Origin of the sequence: Phytopseudomonas daroniae, from assembly GCF_004327275.1 — a bacterium.
Taxonomy (GTDB): domain Bacteria; phylum Pseudomonadota; class Gammaproteobacteria; order Pseudomonadales; family Pseudomonadaceae; genus Aquipseudomonas; species Aquipseudomonas daroniae.
Genome location: NZ_QJUJ01000001.1, coordinates 403,837 through 420,579, shown reverse-complemented (window position 1 = coordinate 420,579; position 16,743 = coordinate 403,837). Strand labels below are relative to the sequence as shown.

The 16,743-nt window shown below is 61.9% G+C and carries 16 protein-coding genes and 1 other RNA gene; 13 read left to right on the top strand and 4 right to left on the bottom strand.

The window, feature by feature from the left end:
• Positions 1-61 precede the first annotated feature (61 nt).
• The 4 genes from rbfA to pnp all read left to right on the top strand — a co-directional run bounded on the left by rbfA (position 62) and on the right by pnp (position 4,113).
• Complete coding sequence (gene rbfA, locus DNK10_RS02030) at positions 62-469, top strand: 30S ribosome-binding factor RbfA (protein WP_131178819.1); 408 nt, start codon at positions 62-64, stop codon at positions 467-469.
• Between the two features lie 4 nt (positions 470-473).
• Positions 474-1,391, top strand: coding sequence for a tRNA pseudouridine(55) synthase TruB (gene truB, locus DNK10_RS02025; protein ID WP_131190421.1), 918 nt, complete (start codon positions 474-476; stop codon positions 1,389-1,391).
• 140 nt (positions 1,392-1,531) lie between these two features.
• Entirely contained in the window at positions 1,532-1,801 is a 270-nt protein-coding gene (gene rpsO / locus DNK10_RS02020; protein ID WP_042554902.1) for a 30S ribosomal protein S15, read from the top strand.
• A gap of 206 nt (positions 1,802-2,007) precedes the next feature.
• On the top strand, positions 2,008-4,113 hold the full coding sequence (gene pnp, locus DNK10_RS02015; RefSeq protein ID WP_131178821.1) for a polyribonucleotide nucleotidyltransferase: 2,106 nt from the start codon (positions 2,008-2,010) through the stop codon (positions 4,111-4,113).
• A gap of 156 nt (positions 4,114-4,269) precedes the next feature.
• On the opposite strand, the gene DNK10_RS02010 is transcribed toward pnp, so the two are convergent.
• The 4 genes from DNK10_RS02010 to DNK10_RS01995 all read right to left on the bottom strand — a co-directional run bounded on the left by DNK10_RS02010 (position 4,270) and on the right by DNK10_RS01995 (position 7,639).
• Positions 4,270-4,803 carry a BON domain-containing protein gene (locus DNK10_RS02010; RefSeq protein WP_131178822.1) on the bottom strand — a complete coding sequence of 178 codons (534 nt, stop codon included), beginning with the start codon at positions 4,801-4,803 and terminating at the stop codon, positions 4,270-4,272.
• The gene (locus DNK10_RS02005; protein ID WP_042554905.1) at positions 4,800-5,393 is read right to left on the bottom strand and encodes a phosphoheptose isomerase; all 594 of its coding nucleotides are present in this window, start codon (positions 5,391-5,393) and stop codon (positions 4,800-4,802) included. Before DNK10_RS02005 ends, DNK10_RS02010 begins: the two co-directional genes overlap by 4 nt.
• Positions 5,394-5,495: 102 nt before the next feature.
• Positions 5,496-5,861, bottom strand: a complete 366-nt coding sequence (locus DNK10_RS02000; RefSeq protein ID WP_131178823.1) for a YraN family protein — start codon at positions 5,859-5,861, stop codon at positions 5,496-5,498.
• Positions 5,858-7,639, bottom strand: coding sequence for a penicillin-binding protein activator (locus tag DNK10_RS01995; RefSeq protein ID WP_131190420.1), 1,782 nt, complete (start codon positions 7,637-7,639; stop codon positions 5,858-5,860). Before DNK10_RS01995 ends, DNK10_RS02000 begins: the two co-directional genes overlap by 4 nt.
• 184 nt (positions 7,640-7,823) lie before the next feature.
• On the opposite strand from DNK10_RS01995, the gene rsmI reads away from it, so the two are divergent.
• The 9 genes from rsmI to mraY all read left to right on the top strand — a co-directional run bounded on the left by rsmI (position 7,824) and on the right by mraY (position 16,741).
• Positions 7,824-8,696, top strand: coding sequence for a 16S rRNA (cytidine(1402)-2'-O)-methyltransferase (rsmI, locus tag DNK10_RS01990; protein WP_131190419.1), 873 nt, complete (start codon positions 7,824-7,826; stop codon positions 8,694-8,696).
• Between the two features lie 41 nt (positions 8,697-8,737).
• Positions 8,738-9,095: RNase P RNA component class A (gene rnpB / locus DNK10_RS01985), an RNA gene on the top strand.
• Positions 9,096-9,397: 302 nt separating this feature from the next.
• Positions 9,398-9,853, top strand: coding sequence for a division/cell wall cluster transcriptional repressor MraZ (gene mraZ, locus DNK10_RS01980; protein ID WP_013792660.1), 456 nt, complete (start codon positions 9,398-9,400; stop codon positions 9,851-9,853).
• Between the two features lie 2 nt (positions 9,854-9,855).
• Positions 9,856-10,797, top strand: coding sequence for a 16S rRNA (cytosine(1402)-N(4))-methyltransferase RsmH (rsmH, locus tag DNK10_RS01975; RefSeq protein WP_131190418.1), 942 nt, complete (start codon positions 9,856-9,858; stop codon positions 10,795-10,797).
• The gene (gene ftsL, locus DNK10_RS01970) at positions 10,794-11,087 is read left to right on the top strand and encodes a cell division protein FtsL (RefSeq protein ID WP_131178827.1); all 294 of its coding nucleotides are present in this window, start codon (positions 10,794-10,796) and stop codon (positions 11,085-11,087) included. The genes rsmH and ftsL overlap by 4 nt, the downstream gene beginning before the upstream one ends.
• Positions 11,084-12,823 carry a peptidoglycan D,D-transpeptidase FtsI family protein gene (locus DNK10_RS01965; RefSeq protein WP_131190417.1) on the top strand — a complete coding sequence of 580 codons (1,740 nt, stop codon included), beginning with the start codon at positions 11,084-11,086 and terminating at the stop codon, positions 12,821-12,823. The genes ftsL and DNK10_RS01965 overlap by 4 nt, the downstream gene beginning before the upstream one ends.
• Positions 12,823-14,286: a UDP-N-acetylmuramoyl-L-alanyl-D-glutamate--2,6-diaminopimelate ligase gene (locus tag DNK10_RS01960; protein WP_131178829.1), complete on the top strand. Its 1,464-nt coding sequence runs from the start codon at positions 12,823-12,825 to the stop codon at positions 14,284-14,286. Before DNK10_RS01965 ends, DNK10_RS01960 begins: the two co-directional genes overlap by 1 nt.
• Positions 14,279-15,658 carry a UDP-N-acetylmuramoyl-tripeptide--D-alanyl-D-alanine ligase gene (locus DNK10_RS01955; RefSeq protein ID WP_131178830.1) on the top strand — a complete coding sequence of 460 codons (1,380 nt, stop codon included), beginning with the start codon at positions 14,279-14,281 and terminating at the stop codon, positions 15,656-15,658. The genes DNK10_RS01960 and DNK10_RS01955 overlap by 8 nt, the downstream gene beginning before the upstream one ends.
• On the top strand, positions 15,659-16,741 hold the full coding sequence (gene mraY / locus DNK10_RS01950; protein ID WP_131178831.1) for a phospho-N-acetylmuramoyl-pentapeptide-transferase: 1,083 nt from the start codon (positions 15,659-15,661) through the stop codon (positions 16,739-16,741). It abuts the gene before it with no gap.
• Positions 16,742-16,743 lie beyond the last annotated feature (2 nt).

Below are 16,743 nucleotides of genomic sequence, written 5' to 3'. Positions count from 1 at the left end.
CGTTTGCCGCTTTTGAGTCCGATGCTTTTTCAGGCATCGCGACGAGTGGAAGGTAGCAGAGATGGCAAAAGACTATAGCCGTGCCCAGCGTATCGGCGACCAGATTCAACGCGAATTGGCGCAGCTGATTCGAACCGAAGTCAAAGACCCGCGCCTGGGTGGCCTGGTGACCGTCACGGCGGTCGATGTCAGCCGCGACGCCAGCCATGCCAAGGTGTTCGTCACCATCATGGGCGCCGAGCCGGAAGAGGGCGTCGACCCTGTCGTGCAGGGTCTCAGGGTGCTCAATGACGCCAGCGGCTTCCTGCGCATGCAGTTGGGCAAGGCGATGAAGCTGCGCAGCGTGCCGAACCTGCGTTTTCACTATGATGAGAGCGTGATTCGCGGTGCTCAGCTGTCGGCGCTCATCGAGCGTGCGGTGAGCGAGGACAGCAAGCACGGCGACACCGATACCGAAGCCAAGGAGTAAGTACGTGGCTCAGGTAAAGCGTATTCGTCGCAAGGTCGACGGCATCATCCTGCTCGACAAGCCCAAGGGCTTCAGCTCCAACGCTGCGCTGCAGAAGGTGCGCTGGCTGCTCAATGCCGAGAAAGCCGGGCACACCGGCAGCCTCGACCCGTTGGCCACTGGCGTATTGCCGTTGTGCTTCGGTGAGGCGACCAAGTTTTCCCAGTACCTGCTCGATGCCGACAAGGGCTACGAAACGGTCATGCAGCTTGGCGTCACTACCACCACGGCCGATGCCGAGGGTGAGGTGCTCGAGCGTCGTGAGGTGAAGGTTGCGGCTGCCGATATCGAAGCGCTGTTACCGCGTTTTCGCGGTGACATCAGCCAGATCCCGCCGATGTACTCGGCACTCAAGCGCGACGGCCAGCCGCTGTACAAGCTGGCCCGGGCAGGAGAAGTAGTGGAGCGCGAGGCGCGTTCTGTTACTATTGCGCGCCTGGAGTTGCTCGACTGCACCGCCGACAAGGCGAGCCTGGCAGTCGATTGCAGCAAAGGCACCTATATTCGTACCCTGGTCGAGGATATCGGCCAGTTGCTGGGTTGCGGTGCTCACGTCGCCGAGCTGCGTCGAGTCAAGGCCGGGCCGTTCGGGCTGGTACAGACGGTCAGCCTCGAAGAGCTCGAGCGTGTGCACGCCGAAGGCGGCAACGAGGCGGTAGATCGTTTTCTGCAGCCCGTGGACAGTGGTCTGGAACATTGGCCGCTGCTGAGCTTCTCGGAGCACAGCTCGTTCTATTGGCTGCAAGGGCAGCCCGTCCGTGCGTCGGATGCGCCGAAGTTCGGCATGGTGCGGGTGCAAGATCACAATGGTCGCTTCATCGGTATCGGTGAAGTGAGCGAAGACGGGCGCATTGCGCCGCGTCGACTGATTCGGTCTGCATGACCGTGGCGAGCCGCTCAGGCGGCTCGTATCGAGGGTGGCTGTCAATAGGCACGGTCATTCCTCCTTTTAAAACACGGGAAGCGATTCCTGGCCTATTGAGACCGTCGTTCGCGACGATCTCCAGATGAGAGGATGCCCACATGGCACTCAGCGTTGAGGAAAAAGCTCAGATCGTTAACGACTACAAGCAAGCCGAAGGCGATACCGGTAGCCCGGAAGTCCAGGTTGCTCTGCTGTCCGCCAACATCAACAAGCTGCAAGGCCACTTCAAGGCCAACGGCAAAGACCACCACTCGCGTCGTGGCCTGATCCGCATGGTCAACCAGCGTCGTAAGCTGCTGGATTACCTGAAGGGTAAAGACACCAGCCGTTACAGCGCCCTGATCGGTCGCCTGGGTCTGCGTCGCTAAGCAATGCTTATGCGCCGTTGACCGCAAAAGCTGGAAGTGAGCTCGCCTCGCTTCCAGCTTTTGCGTTTATGCTTCACCCGTTTTGATGCTTGAACCGTTGGATGCTTCACCCATTTTGGACAGCGCCGGGCCGATCCCCGAAGCCACTGCCCACGAATTCGCAAGAAACCGTTTCCCCCAAAGGCAACAGAGAGAAGGAAAACACCGTGAACCCGGTAATCAAGAAATTTCAGTTCGGTCAGTCGACCGTCACCCTCGAGACTGGCCGTATCGCCCGTCAAGCCTCCGGCGCAGTGCTGGTCACCGTCGACAACGATGTCAGCGTGCTGGTCGCTGTCACCGGTGCCAAGAGCGCCGATCCGAGCAAGGGCTTCTTCCCCCTGTCGGTGCACTACCAGGAAAAGACCTACGCAGCGGGCAAGATCCCTGGCGGTTTCTTCAAGCGTGAAGCGCGCCCAAGCGAGAAAGAAACCCTGACTTCGCGTTTGATCGATCGTCCGATCCGTCCGCTGTTCCCGGAAGGTTTCCAGAACGAAGTGCAGGTCATCTGCACCGTGGTTTCCACCAGCAAGAAAACCGATCCGGACATCGCTGCGATGATCGGTACCTCGGCTGCCCTGGCGATCTCCGGCATTCCGTTCAACGGCCCGATCGGTGCCGCCCGTGTGGCCTTCCACCCGGAAACCGGCTATCTGCTGAACCCGAACTACGAGCAACTCAAGGCCTCCAGCCTGGACATGGTCGTAGCCGGTACCAAGGACGCCGTGCTGATGGTCGAATCGGAAGCCAAAGAGCTGACCGAAGACCAGATGCTGGGCGCCGTGCTGTTCGCCCATGACGAATTCCAGGCCGTTATCCAGGCCGTTACCGAGCTGGCTGCCGAAGCCGCCAAGCCGACCTGGGACTGGCAGCCGAAAGCGGAAAACACTGCACTGCTGTCTGCCATTCGCAGCGAATTCGGTGAGGCTATTTCCCAGGCTTACACCATCATCATCAAGCAGGATCGCTACGCGCGCCTGGGTGAGCTGCGTGAGCAGATCGTCGCCAAGTTTTCCGGTGAAGAAGGTCAGCCTTCCGCTGCTGAAGTCAAAGACGCCTTCGGCGAAATCGAATACCGCACCGTTCGCGAGAACATCGTCAACGGCAAGCCGCGTATCGATGGCCGTGACACCCGTACCGTGCGTGGCCTGAACATCGAAGTCGGTGTACTGGACAAGACTCACGGTTCGGCGCTGTTCACCCGTGGCGAAACCCAGGCGCTGGTCGTTGCCACCCTCGGTACTGCCCGTGATGCGCAACTGCTGGACACCCTCGAAGGCGAGCGTAAAGACCCCTTCATGCTGCACTACAACTTCCCTCCGTACTCGGTGGGCGAGTGTGGTCGCATGGGCGCCACTGGCCGTCGCGAAATCGGTCACGGTCGTCTGGCTCGTCGTTCGGTGCAGGCCATGCTGCCGGCCGCTGACGTGTTCCCGTACACCATCCGCGTGGTTTCGGAAATCACCGAGTCCAACGGTTCCAGTTCCATGGCTTCCGTTTGCGGTGCTTCCCTGGCGCTGATGGACGCTGGTGTGCCGATGAAGGCGCCGGTAGCCGGTATCGCCATGGGCCTGGTCAAGGAAGGCGAGAAATTCGCCGTTCTGACCGATATCCTCGGTGACGAAGATCACCTGGGCGACATGGACTTCAAAGTAGCCGGTACCGCCAATGGCGTCACCGCGCTGCAGATGGACATCAAGATCCAGGGCATCACCGAAGAAATCATGGAAATCGCTCTGGGCCAGGCCCTGGAAGCGCGCCTGAATATCCTCGGCCAGATGAATCAGGTCATTGCTCAATCCCGTAGCGAGCTGTCGGCCAACGCACCGACCATGATCGCCATGAAGATCGACCAGGACAAGATTCGTGACGTCATCGGTAAAGGCGGCGCCACCATCCGTGCCATTTGCGAAGAGACCAAGGCTTCGATCGATATCGAAGACGACGGCTCGATCAAGATCTTCGGCGAGACCAAGGATGCTGCAGAAGCTGCGCGTCAGCGCGTACTGAGCATCACCGCGGAAGCCGAGATCGGCAAGATCTACGTCGGCAAGGTCGAACGCATCGTAGACTTCGGCGCCTTCGTCAACATCCTGCCGGGCAAGGACGGTCTGGTGCACATCTCCATGCTCAGCGATGCGCGCGTCGAGAAGGTCACCGACATCCTCAAGGAAGGTCAGGAAGTCGAAGTGCTGGTACTGGACGTCGACAACCGCGGTCGCATCAAGCTGTCCATCAAGGACGTTGCAGCTGCCAAGGCCTCGGGTGTCTGATCCGGGCTAACGCCGCTGCTACAAAAAAGCCAGTCAGGGTGACCTGACTGGCTTTTTTATTGGTGTCGGGTCAAGGCGTTTTCAGTACCCCGGGGCACAAAAAAACGCCAGCTAGGCCAAGCCTGACTGGCGTTTTTTATGGACGTGGCGTTGTTGTCAGTCGGTGTACTGGAACAGCTTGATGATCTTTTGTACGCCGGAGACGCTCTGCACCACGTTGCTGGCGGCATTGGCTTCCTGGCGGCTGACCACGCCGAGCAAGTAGACGATACCGTTTTCGGTGACTACCTTGATGCGGCTACCCGGCACGCCGCTGTCGGCGAGCATCTGGGTCTTGATCTTGGTGGTCAGCAGTGAATCGTTGCTGCGGGCCAGCAGCGAGTTGGGCTGCTGAACCTGCAGTTCGTTGTGCACTTTGCGCACGCCCTGCACCTTGCGGGCCGTCTGTTCGGCGATACCTTTGAGATCTTCGCGCGGGGTCTGGCCGGCGAGCAGGATCACGCCGTTGTAGCTGGTTACCACGATACGCGAGGTGGGGCTGGCCAGGTCTGTATGAGCCCGGCTGATGGCGTTGGCGACATCAGGGCCGACGAATTGGTCGTCGATCTTGTTGCCGATGCTGCGGCTGCCGCAACCGCCAAGGATCAGGCTCATTGCCAATACGGCGAAGATCAGTGGTGAACGGGTCATTCTTCACTCCCAAACAGTTGACTGTCGATAAGGTCGCACAAGCAGTGGATGGCCAGCAAATGGACTTCCTGAATGCGTGCCGTGACCTTCGACGGCACGCGGATTTCCACATCTTCGGGTAGCAGCAGCGAAGCCATGCCGCCGCCGTCACGGCCGGTCAGGGCGACCACGGTCATTTCCCGATCATGGGCGGCCTGAATGGCCTGGATCACGTTGGCCGAGTTGCCGCTGGTGGAAATGGCCAGCAACACGTCGCCCGGTTGGCCCAGGGCACGAATCTGTTTGGAGAATATTTCGTTGTAGCTGTAATCGTTGGCGATCGAGGTGATCGTCGAGCTGTCGGTGGTCAGTGCGATGGCCGGCAGGCTCGGGCGCTCGCGCTCGAAACGGTTGAGCAGTTCCGAGGAAAAGTGCTGCGCGTCGCCAGCGGAGCCGCCGTTGCCGCAGGAGAGGATCTTGCCTTCGCTGAGCAGGGCCTGAACCATCACCTGGCTTGCATGCTCGATGAACGGGGGTAGTACTTCCATCGCGTGGTGCTTGGCTTCGATGCTGGCTTGAAACAGCTGGCGAATACGGGCTTGCATATCCATGTGGATGTTTGACCTTGACTGTAACGGTACGCCGAGCCGGATGGGGCGCAGCGCTGTCGTTGAAAATGGCGATGATGCAGGGATGTTGCAGGAAGCCGAGGGTCAGCTGTCGAAGGCGTTCCTGATCCACTCCAGTGACGCGGATTTGCCATGGCCTATGGCTATGACATCGAAACGACAGGGATGTTTGGCCCAGCGCTTCTCTTGCTGCAGAAACTGCATCGCGGTGGCAATCAGCTTGTCTCGCTTGCGCTTGTCGACGCTCTCGATCGCGCCGCCCCAGGCACTGTGCTTGCGGTAGCGCACTTCGGCGAATACTACTGTATCGCCATCGAGCATGACCAGATCGAGTTCGCCGCGCTGGCCGCGCCAGTTCTGGGCGATAGGCTGCAAACCATGGGTTTCGAGATGCTCGCGGGCAAGGGCCTCAGCCTCTCGCCCACTGGCATGTCGCGGGTCGTCGCTCAACGCAGGGTATCGGGCAGGCGCTGGATCTGCCCGCCACGAAATTCTGCCCAGGGCAGCTGGCGTTCGACACGCTGTGCGGCGTTCAGGCTGAGGCTGCCGGAAAGGCCGTCGATGCGGCTATCCGGCAGCGCCTTGAGTTGACCCAGGCGCGGGGCCAGACGGAAGGCATCGACGCCCATGGCGTACAGGCGGCCCAGGCTGCCGCCAGCCTGTGGCCACTGCGTGTTGACCTGCTGGCGCAGCGGGTCGTTGGCGTCCAGTAGCCAAGGCGTTTCGCAGAAGCGAATGCCATCGAGATCACGATACTGGGCGGCACTCATGCTGCCGCTGAACAGGTGCGATGTGGCATAGACCGGTACTTCGCCAGCGTACTGATAGGCCAGCGTCGGTTTGATCTGCTGGGCCTGCTGCGGCGTGGCCGCGAGGAAGATGAAGTCGACATCCTGGCGGCGAGTCGGTGCAGCGCCGGAAGCCGAGCTGGTATTGCCGCTGAGCTGGAACAGGTTGGCGATCTGTCGAGCCATGTCTACCGGCTGGTCGATATGTTCGGCGCCCAGGAAGGTACCGCCAGCGGCCAGCCAGCTCTGGCGGAAAGCGTCCAGTACACGGTCACCCCAGTCACCTTTCGGCACTAGCGCGACGGCGCTACGCATGCCGTCGGCCCAGGCGCGACGGGCGACTTCGCGAGCTTCGTCTTCGGCGGCCAGGCCGAACTGGAACAGCTGATCCGGGTTTTCCGCAGCGGACTCACTGTAGTTGAGGGCCAGCGTGGTGATCGGCAGCTGTTCGCGGTTGCCCAGTTGGGTGGCCAGGTTCTTCTCCAACGGGCCGACGACCAGTTGCACGCCGTCAGCCTGAGCCTGGCGGTAGAAGTCATCCAGGGAGGTGAGGCGGGCGCTGTCGTAAAGCAGAATTTGCGGCGGCTTCTCGCCGTCCTGTTGCGCTTGGTAATGAGCGGCGAGGAAGCCATCACGCAGCGCACGGGCCACCGCAGCCAGCTGACCTTCCTGGGGCAGCAGCAGGGCGATTTTTTCCAGTGGCTGGCTCGACAGCGCCTGCAGATCGGCCAGGGCTTTCGGCAGTTGCTGTGCGGCAGGGTGGTTCGGGTGTTGGGCCAGCCAGTTATCGATGGCGTCCTGCTGTTGTTGCAGGGTGCCAACGGTTTTGGCGACCTGTGCCAGAGACAGCCAGCCGGCCAGGTCGGCATCGTCGGTGCTGGGGATCGGCTCGGCAGGCAGGCTGGAAACCAGGCTCCAGATCTTGTCCTGATTGTGCTGCTCTTCGTCGCCGCTCAGCAGGGGGGCGATGAATACACGTTCGCGGGCTGCAGCCAGGGTCTGGCCGTCTTCCTCCAGGGCATTGGCGCGCGCGAGCTGCGTGCGCGTCTGCTGTTCGATAGGCAGTTCGCCAAGGCGCTCGAGGCTGGGGTGGGCGAGGGCGCTCAGGGCTGCATTGGCATCATTGCGAGCCAGCGCGAGCTCGGCCTGGAGGGTGCTGGCGTAGATCTGTTGTGCCGGCTTGAGCGTCGCCAGGTCGACTTGCTCGAGAATGCTGCCGGCACGTGCGACATCGCCCTGCTTGTAGGCCAGGTCGGCAGCGGAAAGGCGCAGCAACTGGGCGTTCTCGCTCTGACTGGTGCCGGCCTGCTGGAGCATCTGCTCGAGGCTGGCTTGAGGTGTGCGGGGCAGTTCGCCGAGGTTGGAGGTGGGCGAGCTGCTGCAGGCAACGAGCAAGCCGGCTAGGCAGAGTGCAGAGAGCGGACGCAGGCAGGCGATCATGTAAGCGATTCCGGTTCTTGAGCAAATGAACGCGCAATTGTACCCAAGGCACGGCGTCGGCGCGATGTTGAAGGTGTTAACCGGTGCGCAGACAGTGGGTATCGTCTGTTGGGAGCCTGTGCTGGAGCCTCTCGGGTGCCGCACGCGTTACAATGGCGGCTTTCCGATTACATGAGGCGCCGCCGTGACTGCTAGTGAAGCTCCCCGTTCCGCCACGGGCACCTTGTTCGTGGTGGCGACGCCTATCGGCAATCTCGATGACCTCAGTGCGCGCGCGTTGAAGGTGCTGAGCAGTGTTGCGCTGATCGCCGCCGAAGATACTCGGCACTCGGCGCGGCTGATGCAGCATTTCGGTATCGGTACGCAGTTGGCGGCCTGCCATGAACACAACGAGCGTGACGAGGGCAGTCGCTTTCTCGAGCGTTTGTGCGCTGGAGAGGATGTCGCGCTGATTTCCGATGCTGGCACGCCACTGATCTCCGATCCTGGCTATCACCTGGTGCGTCAGGCGCGTGCTGCGGGTGTCCGGGTGGTTCCGGTGCCGGGCGCCTGCGCGCTGATCGCGGCGTTGTCCGCGGCCGGGCTGCCGTCCGATCGCTTCGTCTTCGAGGGTTTCCTGCCCGCCAAGAGCGTTGGCCGGCGTACGCGCCTGGGGTCGGTGCGTGAAGAGCCGCGTACGCTGATCTTTTACGAGGCGCCGCATCGCATTCTCGAATGCCTGCAGGATATGCGCGACGTGTTCGGTGGCGATCGCCAGGCCTTGTTGGCGCGTGAACTCACCAAGACCTTCGAGACTCTGCAGGGGTTGCCGCTCGATCAGTTGTGCGAGTGGGTGGCTGCGGATGCCAATCAGCAGCGTGGCGAGTGCGTGGTGCTGGTAGCGGGCTGGCAGGCACCTGAAAACGAAGCGGCAGTGAGCGTCGATGCTCTGCGCGTGCTCGATCTGCTGCTCGCCGAGTTGCCACTCAAGCGCGCGGCTGCCCTGGCTGCGCAGATCACCGGTGTGCGCAAGAACCTGCTCTACCAGGCTGCGTTGGAGCGCCAGCAGGACGTTTGAACTTGTTCTCACTGTGCCCCAGCGGTTACCCTTGTCGGCGGAGAGTCGATCGGACAGTCGCTGCCGTGCTTCGTTCGCGAAGTGTGGGGGAGGAAAGTCCGGGCTCCATAGGGCGGAGTGCCAGGTAATGCCTGGGGGGCGTGAGCCTACGGAAAGTGCCACAGAAAATAACCGCCTAAGCGCTTCGGCGCCGGTAAGGGTGAAAAGGTGCGGTAAGAGCGCACCGCACGGCTGGTAACAGTCCGTGGCTAGGCAAACCCCACTCGGAGCAAGACCAAATAGGGTTCCATTGGCGTGGCCCGCGCTGGAACCGGGTAGGTTGCTAAAGACGTACAGTGATGTCCGTCGTAGAGGAATGACTGTCCTCGACAGAACCCGGCTTATAGATCGACTCTCCACCTCCTTTCGCGTTTCTGCTTTACGTTCTCCTTTCTAAGACCGAAAAAATCTTACTCTTCACAAATTACTTTAAGTTTGTGGGGCAGTTGCTTGTATGTGCTTGTTTTTACCCCGCATGTTGCTCTGTAGCCCTTCTCCGTCCCTCTCTTTTATTCGCTAAATCTCCGATCTATAAGGACTTTTTCCTCACGGCGCGCCTTGACGGTGGGGTGTGCGCGTTCCTATAGTGTCTCTCAGTGGTGAAAAGTGGCGTGAAGTGGGTTTTTTTGGATGCAGATGGTTAATTAAGGGGAAGCGCAGCGATGTTTCGCGGGGCGAATGCCATAAGTCTTGACGCCAAGGGGCGGCTCGCGATGCCTAGCAGGTATCGGGACGAGCTCGTTTCGCGTTCGGCTGGCCAGCTCATCGTCACCATCGATGCCATCGATCCCTGCCTTTGTGTCTATCCGCTGCCGGAGTGGGAAATCATCGAAAACAAGCTGCGTGAGCTGGCGTCCTTCCGTGAGGAAAACCGTCGCCTGCAGCGTTTGCTGATTGGTAATGCCGTCGATCTCGAACTGGACGGCAGTGGTCGTTTCCTGGTTCCGCCGCGTTTGCGCGAATACGCCAAGCTGGATAAGCGCGCGATGTTGGTGGGGCAGCTAAACAAATTTCAACTGTGGGATGAGGATTCCTGGAATGCCGTGGCTGACGCCGATCTGGCCGCCATCAAGCAACCGGGTGCTCTTTCCGATGACCTACGTGACCTGATTTTGTGAATATGACCAGTACCTTCCGCCATATTACCGTGCTGCTCGAGGAGGCTGTCGAAGGCCTCTCGCTGCGCGCGGATGGCTGTTATGTGGATGGTACTTTCGGGCGGGGGGGGCACAGCCGGCTGATCCTGGAACGGATCGGGCCGGACGGTCGCTTGCTGGGATTCGACAAGGATCCCCTCGCAATCGCGACTGGAAATACGCTGGCGGCCGAAGACGGCCGCTTTGTCGTTGTGCAGCGTAGTTTTGCGGAACTTGCCGATGAGCTTGCTGTCCGCGATCTCGCGGGCCAGGTCAGTGGCGTGCTGCTGGATCTGGGGGTGTCGTCTCCCCAGCTTGACGACGCCGAGCGCGGCTTCAGTTTTCTCAACGACGGCCCGCTGGACATGCGCATGGATCCGGCGCGTGGCGTCAGTGCTGCGCAGTTCATCGCCACTGCCGCCGAAGAGGAAATCGCCCGGGTATTCAAGGAATACGGCGAAGAACGCTTTGCCAAGCGCATGGCTCGCGCCGTGGTGGCCCGCCGCGCCGAGCAGCCGTTCGAGCGTACCGCCGACCTGGCTCAAGTGCTGACCGTCGCCAACCCCGCCTGGGAGAAGGGCAAGAATCCGGCAACCCGTGCTTTTCAGGGGCTGCGCATCCACGTCAACAATGAATTGGGTGATCTGGAGCGTGGTCTCGACGCCGCGCTGGAAAACCTGGAGGTCGGTGGCCGCCTGGTGGTGATCAGCTTCCACTCCCTGGAAGATCGCATCGTCAAGCTGTTCATGCGCAAGCACGCCAAGGGCGAGATGGACAAGCTGCCGCGTGACCTGCCCATCATCCCCAAGGCTTTCGAGCCGCGCCTGAAACTGATCGGCAAGCCGCAGTTCGCTTCGGAAGCCGAGCTGAAGGCCAATCCACGTTCGCGCAGTGCGGTCATGCGTATTGCGGAGAAGCTGCGATGAGCGGCGTGCTCGCCAAGCGTTTCCCCAAGGGCAGCCTGCTGATGCTGGTGCTGTTCATCGCTGTGCTCGGTTCGGCGCTGGCGGTGTCTTACAGCGCGCACTGGAATCGCCAATTGCTCAACAGTCTGTACGCCGAACTCAGCGTGCGCGACAAAACGCAGGCCGAGTGGGGGCGACTGATCCTCGAGCAAAGTACCTGGACGGCTCACAACCGTATCGAGGCCTTGGCCAGCGAACAGCTGAAAATGCGCATTCCCGACGCCGCCGAAGTGCGCATGGTGGCGCCATGATGAGGCTGGAAGGGGCTCTCTACCCATGGCGCTTCCGCCTGGTCATGCTGCTGCTGGCGTTGATGGTCGCGGCGATTGCTGCGCGCATCGTCGAGCTGCACGTGTTCGACCATGACTTCCTCAAGGCCCATGGCGATGCGCGCAGCGTTCGGCACATTCCGATCCCCGCACACCGTGGCCTGATCACCGACCGCAATGGCGAGCCGCTGGCCGTCAGTACACCGGTTACCACGCTGTGGGCCAACGGCAAGGAACTGCAGGCTGGCAAGGCTCAGTGGCCGGTTCTCGCTGCTGCGCTCGGCCAGGAGCCGAACGCCTTCGCGACTCGCCTGCAGGCCAATGCCGAGCGCGAGTTCATGTACCTAGTTCGCGGCCTGACCCCGGAGCAGGGCCAGCGTGTGCTCGACCTCAAGGTGCCGGGCGTTTATCCGATCGAAGAATTCCGCCGCTTCTACCCGGCCGGTGAAGTGACTGCGCACATGGTCGGCTTCACCGATATCGACGACCGCGGTCGCGAAGGTGTCGAGCTGGCGTTCGAGGATTGGCTGGCCGGGGTTCCCGGCAAGCGCCAGGTGCTCAAGGATCGCCGTGGTCGTCTGATCCGTGATGTACAGGTTACCCAGAACGCCAAGGCCGGCAGAGCCCTGGCGCTGTCCATCGACCTGCGTCTGCAATACCTGGCTCACCGCGAACTGCGCAACGCGCTGACCGAATTCGGTGCCAAGGCCGGCAGCCTGGTGATGGTCGACGTGAAAACCGGCGAGATACTCGCCATGGTCAACCAGCCGACCTACAACCCGAACAACCGCCGCAACCTGCAGCCGGCTGCGATGCGTAACCGGGCGATGATCGACGTGTTCGAGCCGGGTTCGACCATGAAGCCATTCTCCATGAGCGCAGCGTTGGAGACCGGGCGCTGGAAGCCTACCGACAAGGTCGACGTGCAGGGTGGCACGCTGCAGATCGGTCGTTACACCATCAAGGACGTATCCCGTGCGCCGGACGGTGTACTCGACCTGACCGGCATTCTGATCAAGTCCAGTAACGTCGGCATGAGCAAGGTCGCCTTCGATATTGGCGGCGCAGCCATTTATAACATCATGCAGCAGGTCGGCCTCGGCCAGGATACCGGTCTGAGTTTCCCGGGCGAGCGCGTCGGCAACCTGCCCAACCACCGCGAGTGGCGCAAAGCCGAGACCGCGACGCTCTCCTATGGCTACGGCCTGTCGGTAACCGCTGTTCAGTTGGCCCATGCCTATGCCGTGCTCGGCAATGGCGGGCGCAGTGTACCGATGTCCTTGACCCGCACCGATCGTGTGCGCGACAGCGTTCAGGTGATTCCGGAAGACGTTGCCCGCACCGTGCAAGGCATGCTGCAGCAAGTGATCGAAGCGCCGGGCGGCGTATTCCGCGCCCAGGTGCCGGGCTACCACGTAGCCGGCAAGAGCGGCACGGCACGTAAGACCGCTGCCGGCACCAAGGGCTATCAGGCCAATGCCTACCGTTCGCTGTTCGCCGGTTTCGCCCCGGCAAGTAACCCGCGCATCGCCATCGCCGTGGTCATCGACGAGCCGAGCAAGAGTGGCTACTACGGCGGCCTGGTTTCGGCGCCGGTGTTCAGTCGCGTCATGGCCGGCGGCCTGCGCCTGATGAACATCACCCCGGACAATCTGCCTGAGACTGCAGCGGCGAAAGCCGAGGCTCCGACGGCTGCCAACAATGGAGGGCGCGGCTGATGCCCATGCCATTGAACCAGTTGCTGCCCCAAGCGCAGAGCGGTGTATTGATTCGCGAACTGACCCTGGATAGCCGTCAGGTGCGTCCGGGCGATCTGTTCCTGGCGGTGCCGGGTACGCGTCAGGATGGCCGCGTGCATATCGCTGACGCGATTTCCCGCGGCGCTGCCGCTGTTGCCTACGAGATCGACGGCTCCCTGCCGATGACCGCCGAAAGTGCCGAGCTGGTCGCCATCAAGGGGCTGGCAGGGCAACTGTCGGCGATTGCCGGGCGTTTCTACGGCGAGCCGAGCCGCGGCTTGCACATGGTCGGTATCACCGGCACCAACGGCAAGACCAGTGTCAGCCAGTTGCTGGCTCAGGCGCTGGATCTGCTCGGCGAGCCTTGCGGTATCGTCGGTACCCTGGGCAATGGTTTCTATGGTTCCCTGGCTCAAGGCCTGCATACCACGCCCGATCCCATCGGCGTGCAGGCGACCCTGGCTGGGCTGAAGAAGAATGGCGCGCGTGCGATCGCCATGGAAGTGTCGTCCCACGGCCTGCATCAGGGCCGCGTGGCCGCACTGGATTTCGACGTGGCGGTGTTCACCAACCTGTCGCGCGACCACCTCGACTATCACGGCTCCATGGAGGCCTATAAGGCTGCCAAGGCGGCCCTGTTCGCCTGGCCGAGCCTGCGCAGCCGGGTGATCAACCTGGACGACGCGGTGGGTCGCAAGCTGGCCGAGGAAGAGCGCGAGTCGCGGCTGATCGGTTACAGCCTGGAAAACGATAGCGCCTACCTGTTCTGCCGTGACATCCGCTTCGATGATCAAGGCGTGCGCGCCACGTTGGTCACGCCGCGCGGCGAAGACAGCCTGCGCAGCTCGCTGCTGGGGCGCTTCAACCTCAGCAACCTGCTCGCGGTAGTGGGCGCGCTGGTGGCCATGGATTACCCGCTCGACGAAATTCTCAAGGCCTTGCCGCGTTTGCAGGGCCCGGTCGGGCGCATGCAGCGTCTGGGTGGCCGGCAGGCACCGCTGGTGGTGGTCGATTACGCCCACACCCCGGATGCCCTGGAAAAAGTGCTCGGCGCTCTGCGCCCGCATGTTACGGGTCGCCTGCTGTGCCTGTTCGGTTGCGGTGGTGATCGTGATCGTGGCAAGCGTCCGTTGATGGCCGAAGTCGTCGAGCGCCTGGCCGATGCCACGCTGGTTACCGACGACAATCCACGTAGCGAGTCACCCGAGCAGATTTTCGAAGATATCCGCGGCGGTTTCCGTGCGGCGGATCAGGTGCGTTTCGTTCATGGCCGTGGCCGCGCGATCGCTCAACTGATCGGTGAAGCCGAGGTTGGCGACGTGGTGGTGCTGGCTGGCAAGGGCCACGAGGACTACCAGGAAATCGACGGCGTGCGCCAGCCGTTCTCCGATCTGCAGGAAGCCGCTCGCGCCTTGGCGGCATGGGAGGCGGCACATGCTTAAGGCACTGCGTTTGAGCGAAGTGGCCGGGCCGCTGAATGGCCGCCTGGTCGGTGAGGATCGTACCTTCGATGCCGTCAGTACCGATAGCCGCAGCATCACGCCCGGGCAACTGTTCATCGCCCTGAGCGGCCCACGCTTCGACGGTCATGACTATCTGGCCCAGGTCGCTGCCAAGGGTGCGGTGGCAGCACTGGTCGAGCGTGAAGTAGCGGATGCCGGCCTGCCGCAACTGGTGGTCGCCGATACGACGTTGGCCCTCGGGCAGTTGGCAGCACTGAATCGCCAGGCCTACGGTGGCCCTCTGGCGGCCGTTACCGGTTCCAGTGGCAAGACCACGGTCAAGGAAATGCTCGCCAGTATCTTGCGCGCCGCGTTCATGGAGCTCGGCGGTACCGTGCTGGCAACCCGCGGCAACCTTAATAACCAGCTCGGTGTGCCACTGACCCTGCTGGAGCTGGCGCCCGAGCACAAAGGCGCGGTGATCGAACTCGGTGCTTCGGGCATTGGTGAGATCGCTTACACGGTCGGCCTGACGCAGCCGCAGGTGGCGATCATCACCAACGCCGGCAACGCTCATGTGGGTGAGTTCGGCGGCCCTGAGAATATCGTGTTGGCCAAAGGCGAAATTCTCGAAGGGCTGAGCGAAAGCGGTGTTGCCGTGCTCAATCTCGATGATGTGGCCTTCGAACGCTGGGTCAAGCGTGCCGCTGGCCGACGGGTACTGAGTTTCGCCCTGCGTGATACGTCCGCTGATTTCCATGCCAACGAATTGAGCCGCGATCCGCGCGGTTGCCCGGCCTTCACCCTGTATTGCCACGAGGGTCAGGCCCGCGTGCAACTGAACCTGCTGGGTGAGCACAACGTCGCCAATGCCTTGGCCGCGGCCGCGGCCGCCCATGCCTTGTCGGTGCCGCTGGTGGCCATCAAGGAGGGCCTCGAAAGCCTGCTGCCGGTCAAAGGGCGTGCCGTTGCGCAACTGGCGCAGAACGGCGCACGGGTGATCGACGATACCTACAACGCCAACCCGGCTTCGATCTGCGCTGCCATCGACATTCTCGCCGGCTTCTCCGGTCGCAAGGTGCTGGTGTTGGGCGATATCGGCGAGCTGGGTGCGTGGTCGGAGCAGGGCCACCGCGAAGTCGGCGAGTACGCGCTCGGCAAGGCGGACGTTCTGTACGCGGTCGGGCCACAGATGAAACATGCCGTACAGGCTTTCGGTTCCGAAGGCCGGCACTTCGCCGACCAGGCTGCGCTGATCGATGCGGTACGCGCCGAGCCCGGCGACAGCACCATTCTAATTAAAGGTTCACGCAGCGCCACGATGGAAAACGTCGTCGCCGCGCTGTGTGGCAATAGTGGGGAGAGTCACTAAATGCTGCTGCTGCTGGCAGAGTATCTGCAACAGTTCCACAAGGGCTTCGCGGTCTTTCAGTACCTGACGCTGCGCGGGATTCTCGGCGTGCTGACGGCGCTGGCGCTGGCGCTGTTCCTCGGCCCCTGGATGATCCGTACTCTGCAGATTCGGCAGATCGGCCAGGCCGTGCGCAACGACGGCCCGCAGTCGCACCTGTCGAAAAAGGGCACGCCGACCATGGGCGGAGCGCTGATCCTCTCGGCGATCGCTGTCAGTACCCTGCTGTGGGCCGACCTGAGCAACCGCTACGTGTGGGTGGTGCTGATCGTCACCCTGCTGTTCGGCGCCATCGGCTGGGTCGACGATTACCGAAAGGTGATCGAAAAGAACTCGCGCGGTTTGCCGAGCCGCTGGAAATATTTCTGGCAGTCGGTGTTCGGCCTGGGCGCAGCGGCCTTCCTTTATATGACTGCGCAGACGCCGGTGGAAACCACCCTGATCGTGCCGTTGCTCAAGGATGTCAGCATCCCGTTGGGTATCGGCTTCGTGGTACTGACCTATTTCGTCATCGTCGGCTCCAGCAACGCGGTGAACCTGACCGATGGTCTCGACGGCCTGGCCATTCTGCCAACAGTGATGGTGGGCGGTGCCCTGGGCATCTTCTGCTACCTGTCGGGCAACGTGAATTTTTCCGAATACCTGCTGATTCCCTATGTTCCGGGCGCCGGTGAATTGATCGTGTTCTGCGGTGCGCTGATCGGTGCGGGCCTGGGCTTCCTGTGGTTCAACACCTACCCGGCTCAGGTCTTCATGGGGGATGTCGGCGCACTGGCACTGGGTGCTGCGCTGGGCACCATCGCGGTGATCGTGCGTCAGGAAATCGTGCTGTTCATCATGGGCGGCGTGTTCGTCATGGAAACCCTGTCGGTGATCATCCAGGTCGCCAGCTTCAAGCTGACCGGCAAGCGCGTGTTCCGCATGGCACCAATTCACCACCATTTCGAATTGAAGGGCTGGCCCGAACCACGGGTCATCGTCCGTTTCTGGATCATCACCGTGATTCTGGTGTTGATCGGTCTTGCCACCTTGAAACTGCGTTGAGG